We start from the raw sequence: 23,326 nt of genomic DNA on the forward strand, positions 1-23,326 counted from the left end.
AATGGATAAAGTATACGGAGCCTATCTCTGTACTGGATGTGGTATAGGAGAGAAACTCGATATTGATGGACTGAAGGACGTTGCTTCTGAAACCGGTATCGAAATGAAAGACCATGAATGCCTTTGCGGTGTATCCGGACGCGCGTTCATTGAAAAAGATATCGCCGATAACGGCGTGAATACCATCGTAGTGTGTGCCTGTTCTCCACGTGTTATGCAGGAAGAGTTCAACTTCGGTGAAGAGACTATTACCATTCGTGGCAACCTGCGAGAGCATGTTGCATGGGTCGCTGGTGAACCTGCAGAAGAAGAAGCCGAAACAGCTGCAGAATACCTCAACGAACTTGGGCAGGACTATGTTCGTATGGCTGTTACCCGGGCCTTGAAAACAGCCAAGCCCGAACCATACAAACTGGAAACCATAAATAAATCCATTCTTGTTATGGGTGGTGGTATTGCTGGTTTGACAGCTGCAAAAGAAGCTGCCAAAGCAGGATACGATGTTACCCTCGTAGAGAAAGAAGAACAGCTTGGCGGTAAGGCACTTGGATGGCGGAAAATGTTCCCCACCAATTATCCTTATGCAGAACTGGAAGAACCGAATATCGCACAGATGATTGCAGATGTGCAGGCTGATTCAAAAATCACTGTTAAAACCGGTACTGAAGTCGCCCGTATTGCCGGCGCCCCAGGCAAGTTCAACGTGACCTTCAAAGATTCAGGAACCAAAACCGCCTGGGATGCACCTTCTCGCGTAACTGTAGATATGCAGGAGAAGATCGATAAAGGTGAACTGGAAGATCCCAATGCCGGTATGGAAAAATATACCAAACTGAATCCTGATGGCGAAATGTTTGGCTCAGTAGTACTTGCTACAGGCTGGGTACCAGCCGATGTTTCAGAGTATGAACACCTTGGATACGGCCAACTGCAGAACGTCGTTACCAATGCTGAGTTTGAAAAACTCGCCAAACAGGGTAAGGTGCCTGCCAAGGTAGCCTTTATTCAGAGTCCTGGTGCCAAGGATGACGACAAGGATTTCCCTTACTGTAACTCCGTTACCTCCATGGTTGCCCTGAAACAGGCAAATTATGTTGTGGATGACAATCCTGAAAACGGTCAGGCGTTTATTTTATACCAGCACATGCGTACACCTGGTAATGCTGAGCATTTTTATAAAAACATGCAAGCGAAAGACGGTGTATTCATGACCAAGGCAGCGGTAACCAAGGTTGAAGCTTCTGGTGCTGGACTCGCTGTTACTGCTGAAGACAGTCTCCTTGGCGAAGATCTTGTCATTGATGTTGACATGGTCGTTCTTGCCGCTGGTATGGTTCCAACAACTGTCGCCAAACCTACCATCAACCTGGCCTACCGCCAGGGACCCGCTTTCCTTGATCTTGATCTGTTTGACGGCTATGCTGACTCTCATTTCATCTGCTTTCCCTACGAGACAAGACGTACCGGTGTCTACACCTGTGGTGGTGTTCGTAAAGCAGAAAACATGGAAGAAACCATAGACGATGCTACTGGTGCGGCTCTGAAAGCAATTCAGTGTATTGAATCTGCTAACCGTGGTGTTTCTGTTCATCCTCGTTCCGGAGACCAGACCTATCCAGACTTCTTCTTCTCTCGTTGTACACAGTGTAAACGCTGTACTGAGGAATGTCCGTTCGGTGCTCTTGATGATGATGAAAAGGGTACTCCATTGCCCAATCCTACTCGATGCCGTCGTTGCGGGACCTGTATGGGTGCATGTCCAGAACGTATCATTAACTTTGCTGACTACAGCATTGATATGATCGGTTCTATGGTTAAATCCATTGAAGTTCCAGATGATGACGAAGATAAACTTCGTGTTATTGTCTTTGTTTGTGAAAACGATGCATACCCTGCGCTTGATATGTCAGGTATGCACAGAAACAGCATGAATACCCTGGTCCGTTTTGTCCCTGTTCGCTGTCTTGGTTCCATGAATATGGTATGGATTAAAGACGCCATGTCCTCAGGAATGGACGGTGCATTGCTGCTTGGTTGTAAGTATGGTGATGACTATCAGTGCCATTTTGTGAAAGGTTCTGAAATTGCTACCAAACGTATGGAAAATATCGGTGAAACCCTTGGCTCCCTCGGTCTTGAGCCGGAGCGTTGCGGGGTTAGGGAAATCGCCATTTCCGATTACGATAAGATTCCAGCTATCATTGATGAGTTCGTTGAAGAAATCATTGAGCTGGGACCAAATCCGTTCAAGGGCTTCTAAATTCCCTGTTAATGAAATTGCCGCCTGTTATCACCAACAGGCGGTGATAAGCTTTTTGTTTGGTGGTGCTGCAATAAATCTGACATATGAACGATCTCATATTTCATGACAGGAGGATAAAATGTCTATGAACGTGCAACCTGATTTAAATTTCATCAAAGCGATGAAGGAGGCCGGTGGAGATACACTGAAACAGTGTTATCAATGTGCTACCTGTTCTGTTGCCTGCCCGCTTTCCGAAGATGGTAATCCATTTCCACGCCGGGAGATGATACTGGCACAGTGGGGAATGAAAGACAAACTGATTGCCGACCCGAATGTATTCCTTTGCCATCAGTGCGGTGACTGTACTGAAATGTGTCCGCGAGGTGCTAAACCCGGTGATGTCCTTGGTGCAATTCGTGCCTATGCCTACCAACACTATGGCTGGCCTTCCGGGCTTGCCAAACTTTGCACTTCCGCAAAGAATCTGCCAATGCTGATTGGTATACCAGCATTGACAATTTTTATGCTGTGGATAATCTCTGGTGGTATGCATATTCCAAGCGGTGAAAAATTTGCACATGTTGGTTACACGCAATTTTTTGGTCACTGGGATTGGCGTTTACTTGCCAAAAACGTTCTGTTCATAGATCTGATAATGCTTACATCTGTGGGTATTGCAGTGTACTCAGTGTATAAAGGATTATCTGCAATGTGGACAAAGATGGAAGAGAGCCTTGGTACTACGGAAGCTCCCTATCGTCCGTCTATCCCAACTTTTATTAAAGATTTCTTGTACCCTGCATTGAAGGAAATCTTAGAACACAGACGTTTTAAAGAATGTACTGTTAATGCAGATCGCGTCAGAGGACATTTACCACTCCTGCTTTCCTTTGTTGGTCTGTTTATCGTTACTTGCTATTCGTTGTTCACCCAGGACGTCATAGGAATTTTTATACCCTCCATGCACGGGCCTATTTCCATGTGGAATCCAGTCAAATTGCTTGCCAATGTTTCTGCAATCGCTTTGCTTGTAGGTATTGGCATTCTCTGGATGAATCGTGCTAAAATGGAAGCTGCAGGAAAAGCTACAAATACTTTTTATGATTGGTTTTTGATCTGGATGATAGCAGGGGTTGGTGTTACCGGTCTTGCGGCTGAGCTGTTACGGCTTCTCGGTATCCCTTCACTTGGATATGTGGTTTATTATCTGCATCTTGTATCTGTCATGATGTTGTTCCTTTACATGCCTTTTACCAAGTTCGCGCATATTGTATATCGCACATTTGCCATGGCTTTCGAGCGGTATCGTGATTCAGCCTATGTGAAGAACCCTTTGAACCAGTAATAACGCTGTTTAGGAAAAAAATGAAGCCGAGGACTTTGTCCTCGGCTTTTTTGTTTGCAATTCATGCTCAGTAGTGTATAACAGCCCTCCAACTTTAGCAGCCAATGAGATGTCTGCCACTGAAGAGAATTGATACTTTCCGCATGAGAGTGGATCAAGATAAAGGCATCTCAGGAAATTAAAAAATAAAGAAAAAAGTTATTGACAAGATTTTAAATAGGCTGTATAATGATAGGGTTAGCGCTGGCGTAGCTCAACTGGCAGAGCACCTGATTTGTAATCAGGGGGTTGCGGGTTCAAGTCCCATCGCCAGCTCCAGATTGCGTTGTAGCCAGCTTTGCTCTCTCTGTAGAAAGCTGGATTGAAATATATAAGTGGAGGGGTTCCCGAGCGGCCAAAGGGAACAGACTGTAAATCTGTCGGCGGAGCCTTCGGAGGTTCGAATCCTCCCCCCTCCACCACTTATACCTGGTCAATGAATATCGTCGTTCCGGTAGTGTTAGCCTGACGTGAGCGGGAATAGCTCAATTGGTAGAGCATCAGCCTTCCAAGCTGAGGGTTGCGGGTTCGAGTCTCGTTTCCCGCTCCAATGGTTTAGTTTTAGGAACGTTTTGTAAGAGTATTTCACAAATAATATAGGGCCCACGTAACTCAGTGGTAGAGTACCTCCTTGGTAAGGAGGAAGTCACCGGTTCAAGTCCGGTCGTGGGCTCCATGTGTCAGTCGATTGCCTATTTTGTCGACTGAGTCATGTTGAACTTTTGTCCGAGGAGACGTGAAATGGCAAAGGAAAAATTTGAGCGGACTAAGCCGCATGTCAATGTTGGAACAATTGGGCACATTGACCATGGCAAAACGACTCTGACTGCAGCAATTACCCGTGTATTGTCTACAAAGGGGCAGGCAGCTTTTACGGATTTTAGCGAAATCGACAAGGCTCCTGAAGAAAAAGAGCGTGGTATTACAATTGCGACAGCTCATGTAGAGTACGAAACAGAGAAGCGCCACTATGCGCATGTTGACTGTCCGGGCCATGCTGACTATATCAAGAATATGATTACTGGTGCTGCTCAGATGGATGGCGCTATTCTGGTAGTGGGCGCTGATGACGGCCCTATGCCTCAGACTCGTGAGCATATCTTGCTTGCTCGTCAGGTTGGCGTGCCTGCGATTGTTGTGTTTTTGAATAAATGCGACATGGTTGACGACGAGGAGTTGATCGAACTGGTAGAAATGGAGTTGAGAGAGCTGCTCGACAAGTATGATTTCCCAGGCGATGATATTCCTATCGTTCGAGGATCTGCGTTGCTTGCTCTTGAGAATCCTGACGATGCAGATAAGTCTGCATGTGTATGGGAACTCATGGAAGCTGTGGATAGCTATGTGCCTGAGCCAGAGCGCGATATTGACAAGCCTTTCTTGATGCCTGTTGAGGATGTATTTTCAATCTCCGGGCGCGGTACCGTTGCTACTGGACGTATTGAGCGTGGTGTTTTGAAGGTTGGCGATGAAGTTGAAATCGTTGGTATTCGTGATACCGCCAAGACAACCTGTACCGGCGTTGAGATGTTCCGAAAGTTGCTTGATGAGGGGCAGGCTGGTGACAATATTGGCGCACTTCTTCGCGGTGTGAAGCGTGAAGAGATTGTTCGTGGCCAGGTTTTGGCTAAGCCAGGTAGTATTACGCCTCATAAGAAATTTAAAGCTGAGGCTTACATCTTGACCAAGGAAGAGGGCGGGCGCCATACTCCTTTCTTTAACGGTTATCGTCCTCAGTTCTATTTCAGAACAACCGACGTTACTGGAGTGGTGACCCTTGAAGAGGGTGTAGAGATGGTAATGCCCGGCGATAATATCCATATCATTGGTGAGCTTATCACTCCTATCGCTATGGAGGCTGGACTTCGCTTCGCTATTCGCGAGGGTGGTCGTACCGTAGGAGCAGGTGTTGTTAGTGAGATCATCGAATAGTGATTGACATTTTACCTGTTTTGCCAGGGAACTGGCGGGGTAACAATCAAGTGAATTACTGCAGCCGGGCTTGTCCCGGCTGCAGTTCCTCTATCAGGGTTTATCATGAGAGACATAATCACGCTAGCTTGCCAGGAGTGTAAGCAGCGAAATTATACCACTACCAAAAATAAACGGACTATTCCGCATAAGTTGGAATTGAGAAAATTCTGTCCGTTTTGCAAAACGCATACTCCGCACAAAGAGACAAAATAATATTGCAGGCCAGTAGCTCGAATTGGTAGAGCACCGGACTCCAAATCCGGGGGTTGGGGGTTCGAGTCCCTCCTGGCCTGCCATGCTTTTTCAAAGCGTGGGTCGTCCGAGTCGGCTGGTGACAACTAAATACAGCGAAGAACATGGCAGCTAAAAAGAAATCCCGTGGCGTTAAAGCTAAGCAGCTTGTCAAAGCTGAAGGTAACCAGAAAGAACAGCATTCGTACCTGACCCCATCCGGCATACGAGCTTTTATCCAGGAAGTTAAGGCTGAGTTTCAGAAAATCGCTTGGCCTACTAAAAAGGTGACAACTGGATTGACGGGCTTTGTTGTGTTGCTGGTCGTCATTATTGCCACATATCTCGGTACAGTTGATCTTCTTCTTGGCAAACTCGTCACATTCATAATTAATTCTTGATTCTCCTACGTACTTATGGCTAAGCACTGGTACATAATTCATACCCACACCGGCTTCGAGAATAAGGTCAAGGCAACGCTTGAAGAGCGCGTCAAAATGGCCGGACAGGAAGAGTTGTTCGGTGAAATACTGGTGCCTACGGAGCAGGTGGTCGAGATGGTAAAAGGCTCCAGGAAGACATCCGAGCGAAAGTTTTTTCCCGGTTATATCCTGGTCAATATGGAAATGAATGAACACAGTTGGCATACTGTTCAGGAAACACCCAGGGTAACAGGTTTTGTTGGTGTTAATGTTTCCCAGGCCGGGGCAGAGAAGGATATTTATAAACGTATACCTGCTCTTACTGATAAAGAGGCCATGCAGATAATTGGCCGTATGGAAGAGGGTGCCAATAAGCCGAAGCCGAAAGTGGTTTTTGCAGAAGGCGATGTCGTACGCGTTGTAGATGGCCCCTTTGCAAACTTTCAGGGCGTTATTGAAGAAGTTTATCCCGATAAAGGTAGGGTCAAGGTTATGGTCTCTATTTTTGGACGATCTACTCCTGTTGAACTTGAATATATTCAGGTAAGTAAAAATTAACGTGCGAAAGCTCGTGTAGGTGTAAAAATGGCAAAGAAAATACAGTCGTATATTAAACTGCAAATACCCGCTGGTAAGGCTAATCCTTCTCCACCAGTTGGCCCTGCGCTCGGTCAGCATGGCGTCAACATTATGGACTTTTGTAAGGCGTTCAACGCTCAGACGCAGTCTGTTGGGGATACTATTATACCCGTTGTTATTACCGTTTACGCGGATCGCTCATTCAGCTTCATTACCAAAACACCACCAGCTTCTGTGCTTTTGCTTAAAGCTGCTGGTTTGGCAAAAGGCTCCAGTAATCCAAAGCGAGAACGTGTAGCGGAACTTTCTGAGGATAAAATCAGGGAAATAGCTGAAATTAAAATGCCTGATCTGAATGCGTATACAATTGAGCAGGCTATCAATATTGTGAAAGGCACCGCACGTAGTTGTGGTATCACTGTTGTAAAATAAGCAACAGGCCGATTCGTTTACCCCTGCAGTACCCATTGCAGCGGGGAGAATTTATATAGGGTGAATACAATGCCAAAGCGTGGTAAACATTATAAGAATGCAGCTGTAAACATTGATCGTTCCAAACTGTATGACCTTGAAGAGGCCATTGGACTGGTACTTAATGCTAAATATGCGAAATTTGATGAGTCCGTCGATATCGCTGTACGACTGGGCGTAGATCCTCGTCATGCTGACCAAATGGTACGGTCTAGTGTCATATTACCTAACGGTACTGGTAAGGAAGTTAGGGTTCTTGTTTTTGCTAAAGGTGATAAAGAGGCCGAAGCGCTCGCTGCCGGTGCTGATTATGCCGGTTCTGATGAGCTTGTTTCCAAAATAAAAGATGGCTGGCTAGAATTTGACAAAACCATTGCTACACCTGATATGATGGGTGAAGTGGGCAAAATAGGCCGTATTCTTGGACCACGTAACTTAATGCCAAACGCCAAACTTGGCACCGTTACCTTTGATATCGATCGTGTGGTCAAAGAAGTTAAAATGGGCAAAGTTGACTTCCGTGTTGATAAAGCAGGTGTTGTGCATGCTGCCATTGGAAAAGCAAGTTTTGGAGCCGAAAAACTGCAACAGAATATCACTGCTTTTGTAGATAAGCTTATCCAATTGAAGCCTTCTACCAGTAAAGGTGTATATCTTAAGACAATAGCTCTCTCAACTACGATGGGACCTGGTGTTAAGGTAGACACTCTCCAGGTAAGAGGGTTAATTAAATAATAAACACGTGTCATAGCACGTTTTTATATACACAGTGCACCTGAGTGGTGCACTGTAAAACCTGGGAAGGTCAAAGACAGCAGGAACGTAATGTTTAAACATCGAAAGATGTCCTGCCGAGGCCGAAAGCTGATACCTTGAGATCAAACGATTACGTCTTGATAATTCTCCTGTCTGCATCTTTGACAGTCCCGTTTAAACCTTATTAGGAGGAAAATACCGTTGGATCGCAATCAAAAGACCGATCTGGTCAGTGCGCTCAACGAAACCTTTTCCAAGGCTAAGTTCGCTGTAGTTACAGATTACTGCGGACTCAAGGTTACGGAACTGGAAGAATTGCGCAGCAATCTTCGTGAAAACAACGCACAATTCCAGATTGCAAAAAACACACTGCTGAAATTAGCTGTGAAAGGTACCGAATATGAGGCTCTGGCTGAATATTTTACCGGAACAACGGCTGTAGCGGTTAGTTTTGATGAGCCTGTTGGTGCTGCAAAGGCCTTGGCTAAATTTGCCAAGGACAATGAAAATTTGCAGATTCGAAGTGCAGGTCTTGAAGGCTCACTTCTCACCGCCGATGATGTAGTGGCTCTTTCTAAACTGCCAAGCAGAGAAGAACTCCTTGCTAAACTGTTGGGTACAATGAATGCTGTTCCCACAGGGTTTGTACGTGTTCTTAATGCTATTCCGCAGAAACTCGTCTACGCGATGGGTGCAATCAGAGATCAAAAAGAAAATTAATATGTTGTTCATAATGCCTGCGTTTATGGCGATGAACACTGTACATTCCCCCAGGAGGAATTATCATGTCTGTAACAAAAGAAGATGTAATTGAATTTATTTCCAATATGACCGTTCTTGAGCTTTCTGAGCTCATCACCGAATTAGAAGAGAAATTTGGTGTATCTGCAGCCGCTCCCGTAGCCGTTGCAGCAGCTGGGGCACCTGCTGGTGATGCAGGCGCTGCAGCAGAAGAAAAAACTGAATTTGATGTAATCCTGGCCAATGCCGGTGATCAGAAAATCAAAGTAATTAAAGAAGTCCGCGCTATTACCTCTCTTGGTCTTAAAGAAGCTAAAGCTCTGGTTGAGGAAGCACCATCTCCAATCAAAGAAGGTGTTACCAAAGAAGAAGCTGAAGATATCAAAACCAAGATTGAAGGCGCTGGCGGTACAGTAGAGATAAAATAAGCTATTCACAGACAGCACTGGTCGAGGACGGCCTCGACGCAGTCACTTCAGTTTACGAGGTAACGCTACAGGATGTTGAATCCTGTAGCGTTGCTGTGTTTACAGGAAAGAGTTTCAGTCTTGTCTGTTTTTTTACCTTAAATTAGGCACTTGTGATTAGCCGTAATCGCCAGTGCTTATATTTCGCGGAAAATTTCGAGGGAATACATGAAAAGAGTACGTAAGAGTTTTGCCAAAACAAGTCACATAGTTGAACCGCCACATCTCATAGCTATGCAGCGAGAATCTTACGAGCATTTTCTTCAAAGGGATGTACCACCTGATGAGCGTAAGGAGCATGGGCTTCAGGCGATTTTTCAAGACATCTTCCCTATAACTGATTTTAATGGATTATGCTCTCTTGAATTTGTCCGTTATAATTTCGGTGAACCCAAGTATACGGTTGAAGAATGCATTGAAAGAGGCATGACTTTTGAAGTTCCAGTTAAAATTACCGTACGTTTGATCACCTTTGACGTCGATGAGGAAACCGGGGCGCAATCTGTTCGGGACATTAAAGAACAGGAAATTTTTCTTGGTGCACTCCCGCTCATGACAAAAGATGGTGTCTTCGTTGTTAATGGTACCGAGCGAGTTGTGGTCAATCAGTTACAGCGTTCTCCTGGACTGTTCTTCACCCATGATAACGGGAAATCCCACTCTTCCGGCAAGCGTTTGTATTCTGCTCGAATAATTCCTGTCCGAGGCTCTTGGCTGGATTTTGAATTTGATGTGAAAGACGTCCTTTATGTTCGCATTGACCGACGCAGAAAACTTCCCGTCACAGTGCTTCTTAAAGCCCTCGGTTATAGTGACCAGGAATTGTTGGGTGAATTTTATCACGAGCAGACAATTCAGGTTGGGGACCACTCTTTTTCCGTAGATTATGATCCTGTAATTTTTACCGGTCAGCGACTGCAGAACGATCTCATTGATCCTAATTCAGGTGATGTTTTAGGGAAAAAGGGACGTAAAATATCCAAAGCCCTTGCCCGTCGTATCAGTGATAGCGGCATCACTTCATTGCCAATTCAGGTTGAGGATATTCTCGGACGCTACTTTTCTGAAGATGTTATCAGTCCGGTTACTGGAGAGATTGTAGGTTTCTGCAATGAACCTGTAACCGAAGCTTTCCTCGAGTCTTTACTTGAAGAGCAGATTACCTCATTTAAAGTACTGTTTATCGACGGCGTTCACGTTACCGAATCTTTTCGTAAAACGCTCTCTCTAGACAAAGTACGCGATAAAGAAGAGGCGTTGATAGAGATATACCGTCGACTGCGACCATCCAGTCCTCCAACTGCCGAAATTGCACAAAACTTTTTTGATAATCTGTTTTTCAATCCTGCAAGCTATGATCTATCAGAAGTCGGGCGCTATAAGATTAATACCAAGTTGAATGTCGATACTCCAATTGAAGTTCGAACACTGACCAAGGAAGACATTCTTAAAGGTGTAAAACATCTCGTTCATATCAAAGATGAGTTAAAAGACGGCGACGATATTGATCACCTTGGAAATCGACGTGTACGAACTGTCGGTGAATTGTGCGAAAATCAGTATCGTATGGGGCTTGTTCGTATGGAGAGAGCTATCAAAGAGCGAATGACTCTCCAAGAAATAGAAACTCTGATGCCCCATGACCTGGTTAATCCAAAACCTGTGACTTCAGCCATTAAGGAATTCTTCGGTACTTCCCAATTATCTCAATTCATGGACCAGACCAATCCGTTGTCGGAAGTCACTCATAAAAGAAGGTTGTCCGCATTGGGACCGGGTGGTTTGTCTCGTGAACGTGCCGGTTTTGAAGTACGTGACGTTCATCCTACCCATTATGGTAGAATATGTCCTGTAGAGACACCTGAGGGACCAAACATCGGGTTGATCGTTTCTTTGGCTACCTACGCTACTGTCAATCCGTTCGGTTTCATTGAAACCCCTTATCGGTATGTTCAGGAACGCAGAGTTTCAGATGATTACAAGTATCTATCTGCTATTCAGGAAGAGGAATTTACCATTGCGCCTGCCAAAGTTAACCTTGAAGGTAATTTCATTGCCGACGATTATCTCATCGCTCGGCAGGAAAATGAAGTTTCAATGGTAGCTGCTGATGATATCAATATGATGGATGTAGCTCCTAACCAATTGGTTTCCGTTGCTGCTTCTCTTATTCCCTTTCTGGAAAACGATGACGCCAACCGTGCGCTCATGGGATCTAACATGCAGCGGCAGGCTGTTCCCCTTTTGAGTACCCGGTCTCCTTTGGTGGGAACAGGTATTGAAAAATACGTTGCACAAGACTCAGGGGCATGTCTTCTTGCAGGTGGTGACGGTGTGGTTGAAGAGGTTGATGCCTGCCGTATCGTAGTTCGTTATGATGAACCAGGAGTTGATGGATTTGATACAGGTGTTGGTGTATACAGGCTGTCCAAATATAAAAAATCAAATCAGAACACTTGTTTTAACCAGAAACCATTGGTCTTGCCTGGGGAGAGAGTAACCAAAGGCTACGTTCTTGCAGATGGTCCTTCCTGTGAGCTTGGCGAATTAGCGCTTGGTAAAAATGTTACCATCGCCTTCATGCCTTGGCGCGGATATAATTTCGAAGACTCGATACTTGTTAATGAACGGCTTCTCAAAGAAGATACCTTTACTTCCGTTCATATTGAGATTTTTGAAACCATGGCTCGAGACACCAAGCTTGGAAAAGAAGAGATCACAAGGGACATCCCAAATGTCGGAGAAGAGGGGTTGCGTAATCTTGATGACTCGGGAATTGTCCGCATTGGGGCTGAAGTCGGCCCTGGAGATATGCTTGTCGGCAAGGTAACTCCGAAAGGTGAAAGTATGTTGTCACCTGAGGAAAAACTGCTTCGTGCTATCTTTGGTGAAAAAGCAGGTGATGTAAAAGATTCCTCTCTTCGTGTCCCTCCTGGCGTTGAAGGGGTTGTTATTGATGCAAAAGTGTTTTCCAGGAAAGGTGTCGACAAAGACGAACGTACTCTCATGATCGAGGAGATTGAGATTGAAAGACTCAATCGCGACATGGAAGATGAACTGAAAAGTCTGAAAAAGGGTGTTCGTAAGGCCCTTGGTGATCTTCTCGATGGCAGGACTGCAAAAAGCGATGTTCTTGACAAGCAGGGGAATGTTATCCTGAAACTCGGCAAGCAGTTGACATCTGGGATTATTGAACAAGTAGAATTTAACAGGCTGTCCAGTCTGGATTTCTCCGAAAAAGCCAAATATCTTGGAGAAATGGAGGCTATATTTAATCGCTATTCAAGCCAGGCTAACATTGTACGAGCCAGGTACGAAGGGATTGTTGAACGGATGGAAAAAGGCGATGACCTGCCTCCTGGTGTAGTAAAGATGGTTAAAGTTTATGTTGCAACGAAACGTAAGCTTGCGGTTGGTGATAAAATGGCTGGACGACATGGTAATAAAGGTGTTGTTTCCCGTCTCTTGCCTGAAGAGGATATGCCGTTTTTCGCTGATGGCACAACTGTAGATATCGTTCTTAATCCTCTAGGTGTACCCTCGCGTATGAATGTCGGTCAGGTACTTGAATGTCATCTCGGTTTTGCTGCTAAAAGGCTTGGTGAGAAATTATCCCTTCTTGCTCGTCGCAAAGAACTCGAACTTGTAAAAGAGCAGATGCAGCGTATTTATAGCGAAGATGAGCGACGTCGTATCATGGAAAATCTCACTGATGACGAACTCCTGGATTTTGCACGTAAAGCGAAATACGGCTTGCATGTTGCGACACCGGTGTTTGATGGTGCTTCTGAATCAGAAATACGGCAAATGCTTGTCGAGGCCGGCGTTGACGAGGTCGGGCAATCAACATTACATGATGGGTTAACAGGTGAGGCCTTTGATAACCAGGTTACCGTTGGGGTCATGTATATGCTGAAACTCCACCATTTGGTAGACAATAAAATCCATGCTCGTTCAACAGGACCGTATTCTCTAGTAACACAGCAGCCGCTCGGAGGTAAGGCCCAGTTTGGCGGACAGCGGCTTGGTGAGATGGAAGTGTGGGCTATGGAAGCATATGGTGCAGCCTACACGCTGAAAGAATTCCTTACCGTTAAATCCGACGATGTGGAGGGACGAACAACCATGTATGAGAAAATTGTTAAAGGAAACAACTTCTTGGAAACTGGTCTTCCTGAATCCTTTCACGTTCTCGTCAAAGAGCTCAAAGGGCTCTGCCTTGATGTGGAACTGCAGGAATAGCGCCCCTGGCGTATATAACTCTGGTAAACAACTGCAGACGGATTTAATAGACAATATATAGGTGATTTCGTGGAAGAACTGTTCAATTTCTTTGCTAAACCAAAAGGGCCAGTCAGTTTTAATAAAGTAAAAATTTCTCTGGCGTCCCCTGAAAAAATCAGAGAATGGTCCCACGGTGAGGTTAAAAAGCCGGAAACCATCAATTACCGTACCTTCAAGCCTGAACGTGATGGCCTCTTTTGCGCTAAAATTTTTGGGCCTGTGAAGGATTACGAGTGTAATTGCGGTAAATATAAACGCATGAAACACAGAGGTGTTGTCTGTGAGAAATGCGGTGTTGAAGTTATCCAGTCTAAGGTTCGCCGGGAGAGACTTGGTCACATTGAACTTGCAGCGCCAGTTGCTCATATATGGTTTCTCAAGAGTCTTCCTTCTAAAATAGGCGCGATTCTTGACATGACTCTGAAGCAGCTGGAGCGTATTCTCTATTTTGAATCCTATGCTGTTGTAACTTCAGAGGTAGAAGATTTACCTGTCGGCTCTTTGCTCAATGAAGAACAGTATCGGAGTGCCCTGGATCTGTATCCCGGGCAATTTCGAGTTGGTATTGGCGCCGAAGCAATTCGTGAAATGCTCATGGATCTTGACCTCAAAGAGCTGTCCGAGACATTGCGCGAAGAGATGAAGACCACGGGTTCCGCTACAAAACGTGCCAAATACGGTAAGAGATTGACCGTCGTTGAAGCGTTCAGGGATTCCGGCAACAAGCCTGAGTGGATGATTTTGGAGGTTATTCCGGTCCTTCCACCAGATTTACGTCCTCTCGTTCCCCTTGAAGGTGGCAGGTTCGCCACATCAGATCTCAATGATCTTTACCGGCGTGTAATCAATCGTAATAACCGACTTAAACGCCTGCTCGAACTTGATGCGCCCGACATCATTATTCGCAACGAGAAACGGATGCTACAAGAGGCCGTCGACGTTCTGTTTGACAACGGCCGCAGAGGCCGCACCATTACAGGACCAAACAAGCGACCATTGAAGTCTCTTTCAGACATGCTCAAAGGGAAGCAGGGGCGGTTCCGTCAGAATCTTCTTGGTAAGCGTGTCGACTACTCCGGTCGTTCGGTTATCGTTGTCGGTCCCCATTTGCGTCTGCATCAATGCGGCTTGCCTAAAAAGATGGCACTGGAACTATTTAAGCCTTTTATATACAATCGCCTTGAACGTAAAGGATATGTGACAACCATTAAAAGTGCCCGGAAAATGGTTGAAAAAGGTGCCAAGGAAGTCTGGGACGTTCTTGATGACATTGTACGTGAATATCCTGTTATTCTCAACAGGGCACCGACTCTTCATCGCCTCGGTATGCAGGCTTTCGAAGTTGTTTTGATAGAAGGAAAGGCTATTCAATTGCATCCGCTTGTCTGTGCAGCATTTAATGCTGACTTTGACGGTGACCAGATGGCAGTGCACGTGCCATTATCCGTCGAGGCACAGGTTGAGGCGCGAGTGTTGATGATGTCCACCAACAACATCCTCAGTCCTGCCAATGGTGGCCCGATTATTATTCCTAGTCAGGATATTGTCCTTGGGCTGTATTACATGACCAGAGAACGCCTTGGCGTTGCAGGAGAAGGCGGGCGATTCGGTAGTCCCGCTGAGGTCCGTATAGCATATGATCACGGTGCTGTGCATTTGCAGGCTAGGATTCACGCACGAATTAAAGGCAAAATGGTAACGACCACTGTCGGTCGTGTCATTGTTGGTGAACTTCTGCCTGACAGCGTACCTTTTTCCCTGGTCAACAAAGAGCTTGCCAAAAAGGAACTCGCATTTCTCATTGACTACACCTATCGTCATGCCGGCACCAAGGATACTGTAATTCTTGCAGATCGTCTGAAGGATCTCGGCTATGAAAATGCAACCTTGGCCGGGATATCCATATGCATCAACGATATGAAAATTCCGGTGCGTAAAGAAGAGTTTGTTGAGGATGCGGAGAAGGAAGCTGCCGAAGTTGATCAGCAATACAGTGACGGTTTGATCACTGATGGTGAGAAATACAACAAAATCATCGATATCTGGTCCAAAGCCACGGATAAAATCACCAAAGAGATGATGGATGAGATGGCTGTTGAGTTCACCCCTGATAAAAATGGACAAATCGAGGAAATCAAAAGTTTCAATGCTGTTTATATAATGGCTGATTCCGGCGCTCGAGGCTCTAAAGATCAGATTCGACAGCTGGCAGGTATGCGAGGCTTGATGGCCAAACCATCAGGTGAGATTATTGAGACCCCAATTAAAGCCAATTTTCGTGAGGGACTTAACGTCCTTGAGTATTTTATTTCGACCCATGGTGCGCGTAAAGGACTCGCTGATACAGCTTTGAAGACTGCCAACTCCGGATATCTAACCCGAAGATTGGTCGACGTTGCTCAGGATGCCACGATTGTTCAGAAAGACTGTGGAACAATGCGTGGTGTCAAGGCTGAACCACTTATTGAGGGTGGTGAGGTTATCGTTCGAATCGGTGAGCGTATATTAGGTCGTGTTGCTCTGGAGGATGTTGTTGATCCCCACTCTGGAGAGGTCCTTGTCGAAATGGATGAGGAGATCACCGAGGATAAAGTCGAAGCCATTGAAGCAGCAGGTATCGATCGAGTAATGATTCGTTCCGTACTCACCTGCGAAGCAAAACGCGGTGTTTGTGCTATGTGTTATGGTCGCGATCTAGGACGCGGGCATATGGTAAATATTGGTGAGGCGGTGGGGATTATAGCTGCCCAGTCAATTGGTGAGCCCGGTACCCAGCTGACCATGCGTACTTTCCATATCGGTGGTACTGCAAGCCGGTCTGTTGAGCAGGCCGAAGTACGATCTCAACGTGGTGGAACCATCCAAAGCAAGAATCTGCATTCAGTTCGCAATAGGGATGGATTTCTAGTAGTTATGAACAGAAATGCAGAAATTACTGTGCTAGACGATCAAGGTGTGGACAGGGAGCGTTTCCCTGTACCATATGGTGCAGTGCTCAGGATTGAAGATGGTGCATCTGTGGAACCTGGCAGTGTTCTGGCTGACTGGGATGCCTTTTCAATACCTATCGTGGCCGAAGTCGGTGGTAAGGTTAAATATGGTGACGTTGTCGAAGGTGATTCTATGCAGGAACGCGTGGATCAGATCACAGGAAAAGCCAGTAAGGTGATAACAACCGTGACCTCGACCAAGCAGATGAATCCCCGTATATCCATTAAAGATGAACGCGGAAGAACGTTGAAATTACAGGAGAGTGAATTGGCGGCTCGTTACCCACTTCCTGTAGGTTCTATTATCACTGTTGATGAGCATGATATAATTACTCCTGGTACTGTTATAGCTAAAATTCCACGAGAGACAACTAAAACCAAGGATATTACCGGTGGTTTGCCGAGGGTTGCCGAACTGTTTGAGGTACGTAAACCAAAAGAGCAGGCAGTTATCAGTGAAATAGACGGCCTGGTGAGTTTTGGCAAGGATCTCAAAGGGAAGAGGCGGGTTATTGTTACCCCTGAGACAGGCGAACCCATGGAATATCTTGTTCCCAAAGCGAAACATATCACTGTACATGAAGGTGATCACGTTCAGGCAGGCGAGCGGTTAATGGAAGGTTCGGTCCTGCCTAACGACATCCTGAAGGTACTTGGTGCTGAGGAATTGGCAAGGTTTTTAGTGAACGAGATTCAAGAAGTTTATCGTCTGCAAGGCGTTAAGATCAATGACAAGCACATTGAAACCATAGTAAGGCAGATGCTTAAACGAGTTCGCATTACAGACCCTGGAGATTCTGTCTTTATGCTTGACCAACAGGTCGAGTGGTGGAAATTCCAGGAGGAGAATGAACGGCTTATTGCTCAAGGCGATTTGCAGCCGGCCAGTGCAGAACCGTTATTGTTAGGTGTTACAAAGGCGTCTTTGTCTACGGATTCCTTTATATCTGCCGCATCTTTCCAGGAAACCACCAAAGTCTTAACCAATGCCGCAATGGCTGGTAAGATTGACGATCTGTCCGGTTTGAAAGAGAATGTCATCATGGGTCGTTTGATTTCTGCCGGTACCGGTCTTGCGAGATACAGAATCGCCAAGGAAAATTGATTGAAATTTAACTTGACCTTTCAACGTATATAGTTTAAATATCCAACCTTTCGTGCTCATTTTCTGTTACACAGATGCATGATCGACTATTTTGTAAAGGAGTGGTTTGAATGCCCACAATTAATCAGCTCGTCCGTAATAGACGAAAAAAAATTAGTAAGCGGTCAAATACCCCTGCACTGCAAAACTGTCCTCAAAAACGGGGAGTTTGTGTGCGTGTATACACCACGACGCCTAAAAAACCTAACTCAGCTCTTCGTAAGGTTGCGAGGGTGAGGCTCACAAACGGGATCGAGGTGACTTCTTATATACCTGGTATTGGCCATAATCTCCAAGAGCACTCCGTTGTGTTGATTCGGGGTGGTCGTGTAAAGGATCTTCCTGGTGTTCGTTATCACATCGTTCGTGGTACTCTGGATACGCTGGGAGTTAATGATCGTCGTCAAGGTCGATCCAAATATGGAGCGAAACGGCCTAAGTAATTCGCTGTTTATTGCGCCGTAGGGAATATTATGCCAAGAAAGAAATTATTAGATAAACGTCCGGTAAGTCCAGATCCTCGATACAATTCAGTGTTGGTGTCCAAGTTCACCAATGGTCTGATGGAGAGCGGGAAGAAGAATACTGCAAGAAATATCTTCTATGGTGCTATGGATATCATAGAACAGAAGATGGCAGACCAAGAACCGCTGTCTGTATTTGAAGAAGCTATGGAAAACGTTCGACCTCGTATTGAGGTTAAGAGTCGTCGTGTTGGTGGCGCGACGTATCAGGTGCCTGTTGAGGTTCGCCCTGAACGTAGGAATGCGTTGGCGATCCGTTGGCTTATAGGGTTTGCGAAAAACAGATCCGGCCAATCCATGGCTGATAAATTGGCTGCCGAGTTGCTTGACGCGTTCAATAGTCGTGGTGCATCTGTGAAAAAGAAAGATGATACCCATAAAATGGCTGAAGCGAACAAGGCGTTTGCTCACTATCGATGGTAGTGTCGAATAAAAAATGCAACTTGCAAGCGAAAAAGTGTTGACACTGCTTTGTAAATGATGTAAATAGAGCAGCATTTTTTTGTTTGGATTTTAAATCTAAAAATGAGATCATTGAGAATAGGTGAACATTGTGGCTGGTGCGGATGCGTTATCCAACGTGCGCAATATTGGTATTATGGCGCATATAGATGCGGGGAAAACCACTACAACTGAACGGATTCTCTTTTATACTGGAAAATCTCATAAGATCGGAGAAGTCCATGACGGAAATGCTGTCATGGATTGGATGGAGCAAGAGCAGGAGCGTGGTATTACCATTACTTCTGCTGCTACGACCTGTCTGTGGAAAGACTTTGTTATTAATATAATAGATACTCCAGGGCATGTGGACTTTACCGTAGAGGTGGAGCGTAGCCTGAGAGTGTTGGATGGGGTCGTAGCGGTTTTTTGTGCCGTTGGTGGTGTTGAGCCACAGTCGGAAACGGTGTGGCGGCAAGCCGATCGGTATAAGATTCCACGAATTGCTTTTGTGAATAAGATGGATCGTATTGGGGCTTCGTTTGATCGATGTCTCACTCAGATGCGAGAGCGTTTAGGGGCTGATCCTGTAGCTGTTATGCTGCCCGTCGGGAGCGAAGACACCTTTCGTGGTGTCATTGACTTGATTGAGTACAAGTTCCTGACTTTTGATGAAGACTCTTTGGGTATGGAAATTACTGAAGAGCCAATTCCTGATGAATTAGAAGGCGAATCATCGGCCGCCAAGATGATACTCCTCGAGAAGTTGGCCGACTTCGATGAGGGGATCATGGAAAAATATTTAGATGAACAAGAGATCACTCCCGGTGAGTTGCGAGCTGCTTTAAGGAAAGCGTCGCTTGATCGGCAAATAGTCCCTGTGCTGTGTGGATCAGCTTTTAAAAATAAAGGGGTACAGCCGTTAATTGACGCCATTGCTTGGTATCTCCCATCACCCGTAGATGTACCCCCTGTTGAGGGAAAGGATAAGGACGGTGCGCCGCTTATCCGGAAACCTGTGAGGAGTGAACAGTTCTGTGGTTTGGTTTTTAAACTGCAGTCTGATCCGTTTGTTGGCAGCCTGGCATTTATTCGGGTCTATGCCGGCTCTTTTAAGGTTGGGCAGAAAATGTTCAACCCTGTAAAGAGAAAATCGGAAAAAATCTCAAAATTATTAAAGCTTCACGCCAATAAGCGTGAGGAAGTTACAGAGCTATGTGCCGGAGATATCGGTGCTGTAGTCGGGTTGAAATTCACCACTACAGGTGACACTCTCTGTTCCAGTGGAGATTTTATCGTTCTGGAAGAGATGATCTTTCCCGAGCCTGTTATAGGGATTGCTATTGAACCTAAATCCAAGGCTGATGAAGCTAAATTGGCTGAAAGTCTCGATAAGGTTATGAAAGAGGATCCCAGTTTCAAGGTGTCTATTAATGAAGATACCGGGCAGACAATTATATCAGGAATGGGAGAGTTACACCTGGAGATTATCGTTGATCGGTTGATACGGGAGTTTAAAGTGTCAGCTAATATCGGTAAGCCGCAGGTAGCCTATCGTGAGACGGTTACCAGTGTTGGTCTTGGTGAAGGCAGGTTTGAAACTCTTACTACTGGCAAAGAGCAGTATGGTCATGTGGAAATTGAACTTCGCCCAGCCGAGCCTGGCAGTGGAAAAAGTTTTCATTCTGCAGTTGATACGAAGACAATTCCGGCTCAATATATTGAAGCCATTAAAAAGGGTGTGCTTGACAGTCTAGATTCAGGGCCGCTTATCGGCTACCCCGTTATAGATGTTGAAGCCCATCTGGTTGGTGGATCGTATGATGAAGAACGTTCCACTGAAATGGCCTTCGGAGTCGCTGCAACCATGGCATGCCGTAAAGCTGCGATGGATGGAGAACCTCGCTTACTGGAACCGTTGATGCAGTTGGAGGTTATAACGCCTGAGGAATATCTTGGGGATGTTATAAATGATCTCAACAGAAAGCGTGCACATGTAGCAGGGGTAGAAGCGGATAATAATAGGCAAGTTGTTAAAGCTAGGGTTGCACTATCAGAGATGTTTGGGTATTCGACGGATTTGAGGTCTGCTACCCAGGGTAGAGCTACTTTTAGTATGCAATTTGCACAATTTACAGAGGTTCCAGCAAAGAGAGCTGAAGAAATCATACGCAAGATTCGCGGTGTATAGTTTGTTTTGAGTCTCGCAAGGTTAAATGAGCAGCATTTTTTCTCTCTGGATCTGTAATGGTATTATCCTCTCCATTCCAGGGCTATCTTTATTAGTAGCTGTGAGGACAGAGGTCCGTATTTGAAACGGTGTGTACTGGCTATGCATTATTACAGTAACACATTGCTTTCGTAATTGAAGATGTATCAGCGGTAGTAATTGTCGGTGGAAACACGACACTATAGAATTGGAACCGCATATTAAAATAAGGCCGAGGCATACATCCTGACAAAGGAGTGTGGTGGGCCGCATAATCCATATACATGGATAGCGTCCCTCGATTTTACTTCAGGACCACCGACGTAACGGGCGTTTTCACGCTTTGTAATAGCGTGGAACTGTTATGCCTGGTGATAAGTGCACATCACTGGTGAATGATCGCCCCCCTTTTTACTGCGCATTTTGCCAGCAGGTTAGGAAGGTGGACGTACCGTCGGTGCTGGTGTGATCAGCGAAATTATCGAATAAGAGGAGTACTATGATTCCTGCTGATAAGATCCGTATTAGGTTGAAGGGATACGATCATAAACTGCTTGACCTTTCAACGCGAGAAATAGTTGAAACTGCAAGAAGAACAGGCGCGACTATTGCCGGCCCGATTCCTCTGCCTACAAGTACCAATAAATATACAGTACTTCGTTCACCGCATGTGGATAAAAAATCCAGAGAGCAGTTCGAAATGAGAACCCACCGTCGGTTGCTTGACATACTTGAGCCGACTCAACAGACGATTGACGCGCTGATGAAGCTGGAACTCTCAGCAGGTGTGGACGTAGAGATCAAACTCCCGTAAGAAATCTTGGTGTTTCATTGGGGTTGGTCGAAAAAAGATTATTAGATCCACTAGTGATTATTTGAATACGGGTAGAACAATGCCGAAGACAAAAGGAATTCTGGGCCGAAAGATTGGTATGACACGTGTGTATGACGAGCACGGTAGATCTATACCTGTTACCGTTGTTGAAGCCGGTCCCTGTACCATTCTGCAGAAAAAGACTACCGACAAGGAAGGCTATAATGCCATTCAAGTTGGTTTTCTGGAAAAGAAAACCAGTAGAATGAACAAACCTGAAGCGGGACATTTTAAACGTTCTGGCGGTAAAGGGTTTTATCATATCAAGGAATTTCGTGTAACTGATCCAGGCGAATACGAATTGGGTCAGGAGATCACTGCAAGTGAACTGCTCAAAATTGGGGATTCCGTTGATATATCTGGTAAGTCCAAAGGTAGGGGTTACCAGGGTGTAATGAAAAGACACGGATTTGCCGGTGGTAAGGCTTCACACGGGTCTGGCTTTCATCGAGCACCAGGTTCTATCGGCTGTAGTGCTTGGCCGTCACGTGTTGTTAAGGGCAAGAAGCTTCCAGGTCATATGGGTGATGCTCTGGTTACGCAAAAGAATCTTACTATCGTTGACATCAGGGAAGAAGATAATGTCATCCTTATAAAAGGTACAATCCCTGGGGCAAAGAACGGTTTGATAAGTATCTACACTAAAGCATAACCCAAGGCTGCTCTTAAGGAGATACTCATGGCAGTATGTGATGTTGTAAATAATCAGGCAGAGAAAGTTGGTGAGGTAGAACTCAATGACGCTCTGTTTGCAGTAGAGGTAAATACTGGTATTTTGCACGAAGTTGTTTGCATGCAAAGGGCAAACAGACGTTCAGGAAATGCAAGTACAAAAACCCGTGGTGAACTTCGTGGTGGTGGTGCAAAGCCATGGAGACAGAAAGGAACAGGACGTGCTCGTTCCGGAACCAGGAATTCACCAGTTTGGCGTGGCGGTGGTACGGTTTTTGGGCCTAAACCCAGGGATTATAGCTACAGTATGCCAAAGAAGGTTAAACGTCTGGCGCTGAAAATGGCCTTAAGTGCAAGATTGAGCGAAGGCAATCTGGTTGTAGTTGAAGATCTTGGATTAAACGAGATTAAAACCAAGGATTTTGTAACTGTGATGGGTAATTTTCAGTTCGATGATTGCTTGGTAATCACCATGGATAATGATGAAACAGCATCTAAATCTTCAAGAAATGCCACAGGATATAAAGTCCTCCCGGTCGCGGGGCTGAACGTATATGACATTTTGAAGTACTCTAAACTTATGCTTGTGCAAAACAGCATTGCTAAGATTGAAGAGAGGTTGTTGGTATGAAGGTACTCTATGAAGTCATACAAGGGCCCTGTTTGACAGAAAAAAGCAATTTGTTGCAGGAAACCCAGGGAACCGTTGCGTTTAAAGTAGCTAAGGCTGCGAACAAGATTGAAATTAAAAGCGCTGTTGAACAACTGTTTAATGTAAAAGTAGCGGACGTTCGTACAGCTTCCGTACGCGGCAAGAAAAAGCGTGTAGGTATTAAATCCATAGGTAAAACCAGCGATTGGAAAAAGGCATATGTCACCCTTTCAGAGGGTGAAATTAATTTTCTTGAAGAACTTTAA

The 23,326-nt window shown here is 45.4% G+C and carries 19 protein-coding genes and 5 tRNA genes; all 24 read left to right on the plus strand.

Translation table 11 applies throughout. The features are described from left to right. The first annotated feature begins 1 nt into the window (after position 1). Positions 2 to 2,260 carry an FAD-dependent oxidoreductase gene (locus tag G493_RS0111930; RefSeq protein WP_028580572.1) on the plus strand — a complete coding sequence of 753 codons (2,259 nt, stop codon included), beginning with the start codon at positions 2 to 4 and terminating at the stop codon, positions 2,258 to 2,260. A 121-nt stretch (positions 2,261 to 2,381) separates the two neighbouring features. Continuing rightward, positions 2,382 to 3,590 (plus strand): quinone-interacting membrane-bound oxidoreductase complex subunit QmoC, encoded by a 1,209-nt coding sequence (gene qmoC / locus G493_RS0111935; RefSeq protein ID WP_028580573.1) that lies wholly within the window; start codon positions 2,382 to 2,384, stop codon positions 3,588 to 3,590. A gap of 242 nt (positions 3,591 to 3,832) precedes the next feature. Further along, a tRNA-Thr gene (locus G493_RS0111940) sits at positions 3,833 to 3,908 on the plus strand. A 58-nt stretch (positions 3,909 to 3,966) separates the two neighbouring features. Then, a tRNA-Tyr gene (locus G493_RS0111945) sits at positions 3,967 to 4,051 on the plus strand. A gap of 52 nt (positions 4,052 to 4,103) precedes the next feature. Beyond that, positions 4,104 to 4,179: transfer RNA gene (locus tag G493_RS0111950), tRNA-Gly, on the plus strand. A 51-nt stretch (positions 4,180 to 4,230) separates the two neighbouring features. Next, positions 4,231 to 4,305, plus strand: a tRNA-Thr gene (locus tag G493_RS0111955). 65 nt (positions 4,306 to 4,370) lie between these two features. Then, a complete protein-coding gene (gene tuf, locus G493_RS0111960) occupies positions 4,371 to 5,561 on the plus strand; it encodes an elongation factor Tu (RefSeq protein ID WP_028580574.1) in 1,191 nt (396 codons plus the stop codon). A gap of 105 nt (positions 5,562 to 5,666) precedes the next feature. Continuing rightward, complete coding sequence (gene rpmG, locus G493_RS33000) at positions 5,667 to 5,816, plus strand: 50S ribosomal protein L33 (RefSeq protein WP_084813555.1); 150 nt, start codon at positions 5,667 to 5,669, stop codon at positions 5,814 to 5,816. Between the two features lie 6 nt (positions 5,817 to 5,822). Next, positions 5,823 to 5,899 (plus strand) — tRNA-Trp (locus G493_RS0111965). A 60-nt stretch (positions 5,900 to 5,959) separates the two neighbouring features. Further along, positions 5,960 to 6,235 (plus strand): preprotein translocase subunit SecE, encoded by a 276-nt coding sequence (gene secE / locus G493_RS32160; protein WP_028580575.1) that lies wholly within the window; start codon positions 5,960 to 5,962, stop codon positions 6,233 to 6,235. A gap of 15 nt (positions 6,236 to 6,250) precedes the next feature. Further along, entirely contained in the window at positions 6,251 to 6,814 is a 564-nt protein-coding gene (gene nusG, locus G493_RS0111975) for a transcription termination/antitermination protein NusG (RefSeq protein WP_028580576.1), read from the plus strand. Positions 6,815 to 6,841: 27 nt separating this feature from the next. Further along, positions 6,842 to 7,267, plus strand: coding sequence for a 50S ribosomal protein L11 (rplK, locus tag G493_RS0111980; protein WP_028580577.1), 426 nt, complete (start codon positions 6,842 to 6,844; stop codon positions 7,265 to 7,267). Between the two features lie 69 nt (positions 7,268 to 7,336). Then, a complete protein-coding gene (rplA, locus tag G493_RS0111985; protein ID WP_028580578.1) occupies positions 7,337 to 8,041 on the plus strand; it encodes a 50S ribosomal protein L1 in 705 nt (234 codons plus the stop codon). 222 nt (positions 8,042 to 8,263) lie between these two features. Next, positions 8,264 to 8,782, plus strand: a complete 519-nt coding sequence (gene rplJ / locus G493_RS0111990; protein WP_028580579.1) for a 50S ribosomal protein L10 — start codon at positions 8,264 to 8,266, stop codon at positions 8,780 to 8,782. 65 nt (positions 8,783 to 8,847) lie between these two features. Continuing rightward, complete coding sequence (rplL, locus tag G493_RS0111995) at positions 8,848 to 9,231, plus strand: 50S ribosomal protein L7/L12 (protein WP_028580580.1); 384 nt, start codon at positions 8,848 to 8,850, stop codon at positions 9,229 to 9,231. 207 nt (positions 9,232 to 9,438) lie between these two features. Beyond that, on the plus strand, positions 9,439 to 13,512 hold the full coding sequence (gene rpoB / locus G493_RS0112000) for a DNA-directed RNA polymerase subunit beta (protein WP_153306498.1): 4,074 nt from the start codon (positions 9,439 to 9,441) through the stop codon (positions 13,510 to 13,512). A gap of 69 nt (positions 13,513 to 13,581) precedes the next feature. Continuing rightward, positions 13,582 to 17,649: a DNA-directed RNA polymerase subunit beta' gene (gene rpoC / locus G493_RS0112005; RefSeq protein WP_028580582.1), complete on the plus strand. Its 4,068-nt coding sequence runs from the start codon at positions 13,582 to 13,584 to the stop codon at positions 17,647 to 17,649. 110 nt (positions 17,650 to 17,759) lie between these two features. Beyond that, positions 17,760 to 18,131: a 30S ribosomal protein S12 gene (gene rpsL, locus G493_RS0112010; protein ID WP_028580583.1), complete on the plus strand. Its 372-nt coding sequence runs from the start codon at positions 17,760 to 17,762 to the stop codon at positions 18,129 to 18,131. 30 nt (positions 18,132 to 18,161) lie between these two features. Further along, a complete protein-coding gene (gene rpsG / locus G493_RS0112015) occupies positions 18,162 to 18,635 on the plus strand; it encodes a 30S ribosomal protein S7 (RefSeq protein ID WP_028580584.1) in 474 nt (157 codons plus the stop codon). A 130-nt stretch (positions 18,636 to 18,765) separates the two neighbouring features. Continuing rightward, positions 18,766 to 20,844: an elongation factor G gene (fusA, locus tag G493_RS0112020; protein ID WP_028580585.1), complete on the plus strand. Its 2,079-nt coding sequence runs from the start codon at positions 18,766 to 18,768 to the stop codon at positions 20,842 to 20,844. A 520-nt stretch (positions 20,845 to 21,364) separates the two neighbouring features. Continuing rightward, positions 21,365 to 21,676 (plus strand): 30S ribosomal protein S10, encoded by a 312-nt coding sequence (gene rpsJ, locus G493_RS0112025; protein WP_028580586.1) that lies wholly within the window; start codon positions 21,365 to 21,367, stop codon positions 21,674 to 21,676. Between the two features lie 79 nt (positions 21,677 to 21,755). Next, entirely contained in the window at positions 21,756 to 22,388 is a 633-nt protein-coding gene (rplC, locus tag G493_RS0112030) for a 50S ribosomal protein L3 (protein ID WP_028580587.1), read from the plus strand. Between the two features lie 27 nt (positions 22,389 to 22,415). Continuing rightward, positions 22,416 to 23,039, plus strand: a complete 624-nt coding sequence (rplD, locus tag G493_RS0112035; protein ID WP_028580588.1) for a 50S ribosomal protein L4 — start codon at positions 22,416 to 22,418, stop codon at positions 23,037 to 23,039. After that, positions 23,036 to 23,326 carry a 50S ribosomal protein L23 gene (locus G493_RS0112040; protein ID WP_028580589.1) on the plus strand — a complete coding sequence of 97 codons (291 nt, stop codon included), beginning with the start codon at positions 23,036 to 23,038 and terminating at the stop codon, positions 23,324 to 23,326. The genes rplD and G493_RS0112040 overlap by 4 nt, the downstream gene beginning before the upstream one ends.

Origin of the sequence: Desulfogranum japonicum DSM 18378, from assembly GCF_000429945.1 — a bacterium.
GTDB classification, from domain to species: Bacteria; Desulfobacterota; Desulfobulbia; order Desulfobulbales; family Desulfobulbaceae; genus Desulfogranum; species Desulfogranum japonicum.

Excerpts from the sequence above, each read along its gene's own strand:
- G493_RS0111930 (WP_028580572.1), top strand. The coding sequence starts at position 2 with ATGGATAAAGTATACGGAGCCTATCTCTGTACTGGATGTGGTATAGGA.
- qmoC (WP_028580573.1), top strand. The coding sequence starts at position 2,382 with ATGTCTATGAACGTGCAACCTGATTTAAATTTCATCAAAGCGATGAAG.
- tuf (WP_028580574.1), top strand. The coding sequence starts at position 4,371 with ATGGCAAAGGAAAAATTTGAGCGGACTAAGCCGCATGTCAATGTTGGA.
- rpmG (WP_084813555.1), top strand. The coding sequence starts at position 5,667 with ATGAGAGACATAATCACGCTAGCTTGCCAGGAGTGTAAGCAGCGAAAT.
- secE (WP_028580575.1), top strand. The coding sequence starts at position 5,960 with ATGGCAGCTAAAAAGAAATCCCGTGGCGTTAAAGCTAAGCAGCTTGTC.
- nusG (WP_028580576.1), top strand. The coding sequence starts at position 6,251 with ATGGCTAAGCACTGGTACATAATTCATACCCACACCGGCTTCGAGAAT.
- rplK (WP_028580577.1), top strand. The coding sequence starts at position 6,842 with ATGGCAAAGAAAATACAGTCGTATATTAAACTGCAAATACCCGCTGGT.
- rplA (WP_028580578.1), top strand. The coding sequence starts at position 7,337 with ATGCCAAAGCGTGGTAAACATTATAAGAATGCAGCTGTAAACATTGAT.
- rplL (WP_028580580.1), top strand. The coding sequence starts at position 8,848 with ATGTCTGTAACAAAAGAAGATGTAATTGAATTTATTTCCAATATGACC.
- rpoB (WP_153306498.1), top strand. The coding sequence starts at position 9,439 with ATGAAAAGAGTACGTAAGAGTTTTGCCAAAACAAGTCACATAGTTGAA.
- rpsL (WP_028580583.1), top strand. The coding sequence starts at position 17,760 with ATGCCCACAATTAATCAGCTCGTCCGTAATAGACGAAAAAAAATTAGT.
- rpsG (WP_028580584.1), top strand. The coding sequence starts at position 18,162 with ATGCCAAGAAAGAAATTATTAGATAAACGTCCGGTAAGTCCAGATCCT.
- rplC (WP_028580587.1), top strand. The coding sequence starts at position 21,756 with ATGCCGAAGACAAAAGGAATTCTGGGCCGAAAGATTGGTATGACACGT.
- rplD (WP_028580588.1), top strand. The coding sequence starts at position 22,416 with ATGGCAGTATGTGATGTTGTAAATAATCAGGCAGAGAAAGTTGGTGAG.
- G493_RS0112040 (WP_028580589.1), top strand. The coding sequence starts at position 23,036 with ATGAAGGTACTCTATGAAGTCATACAAGGGCCCTGTTTGACAGAAAAA.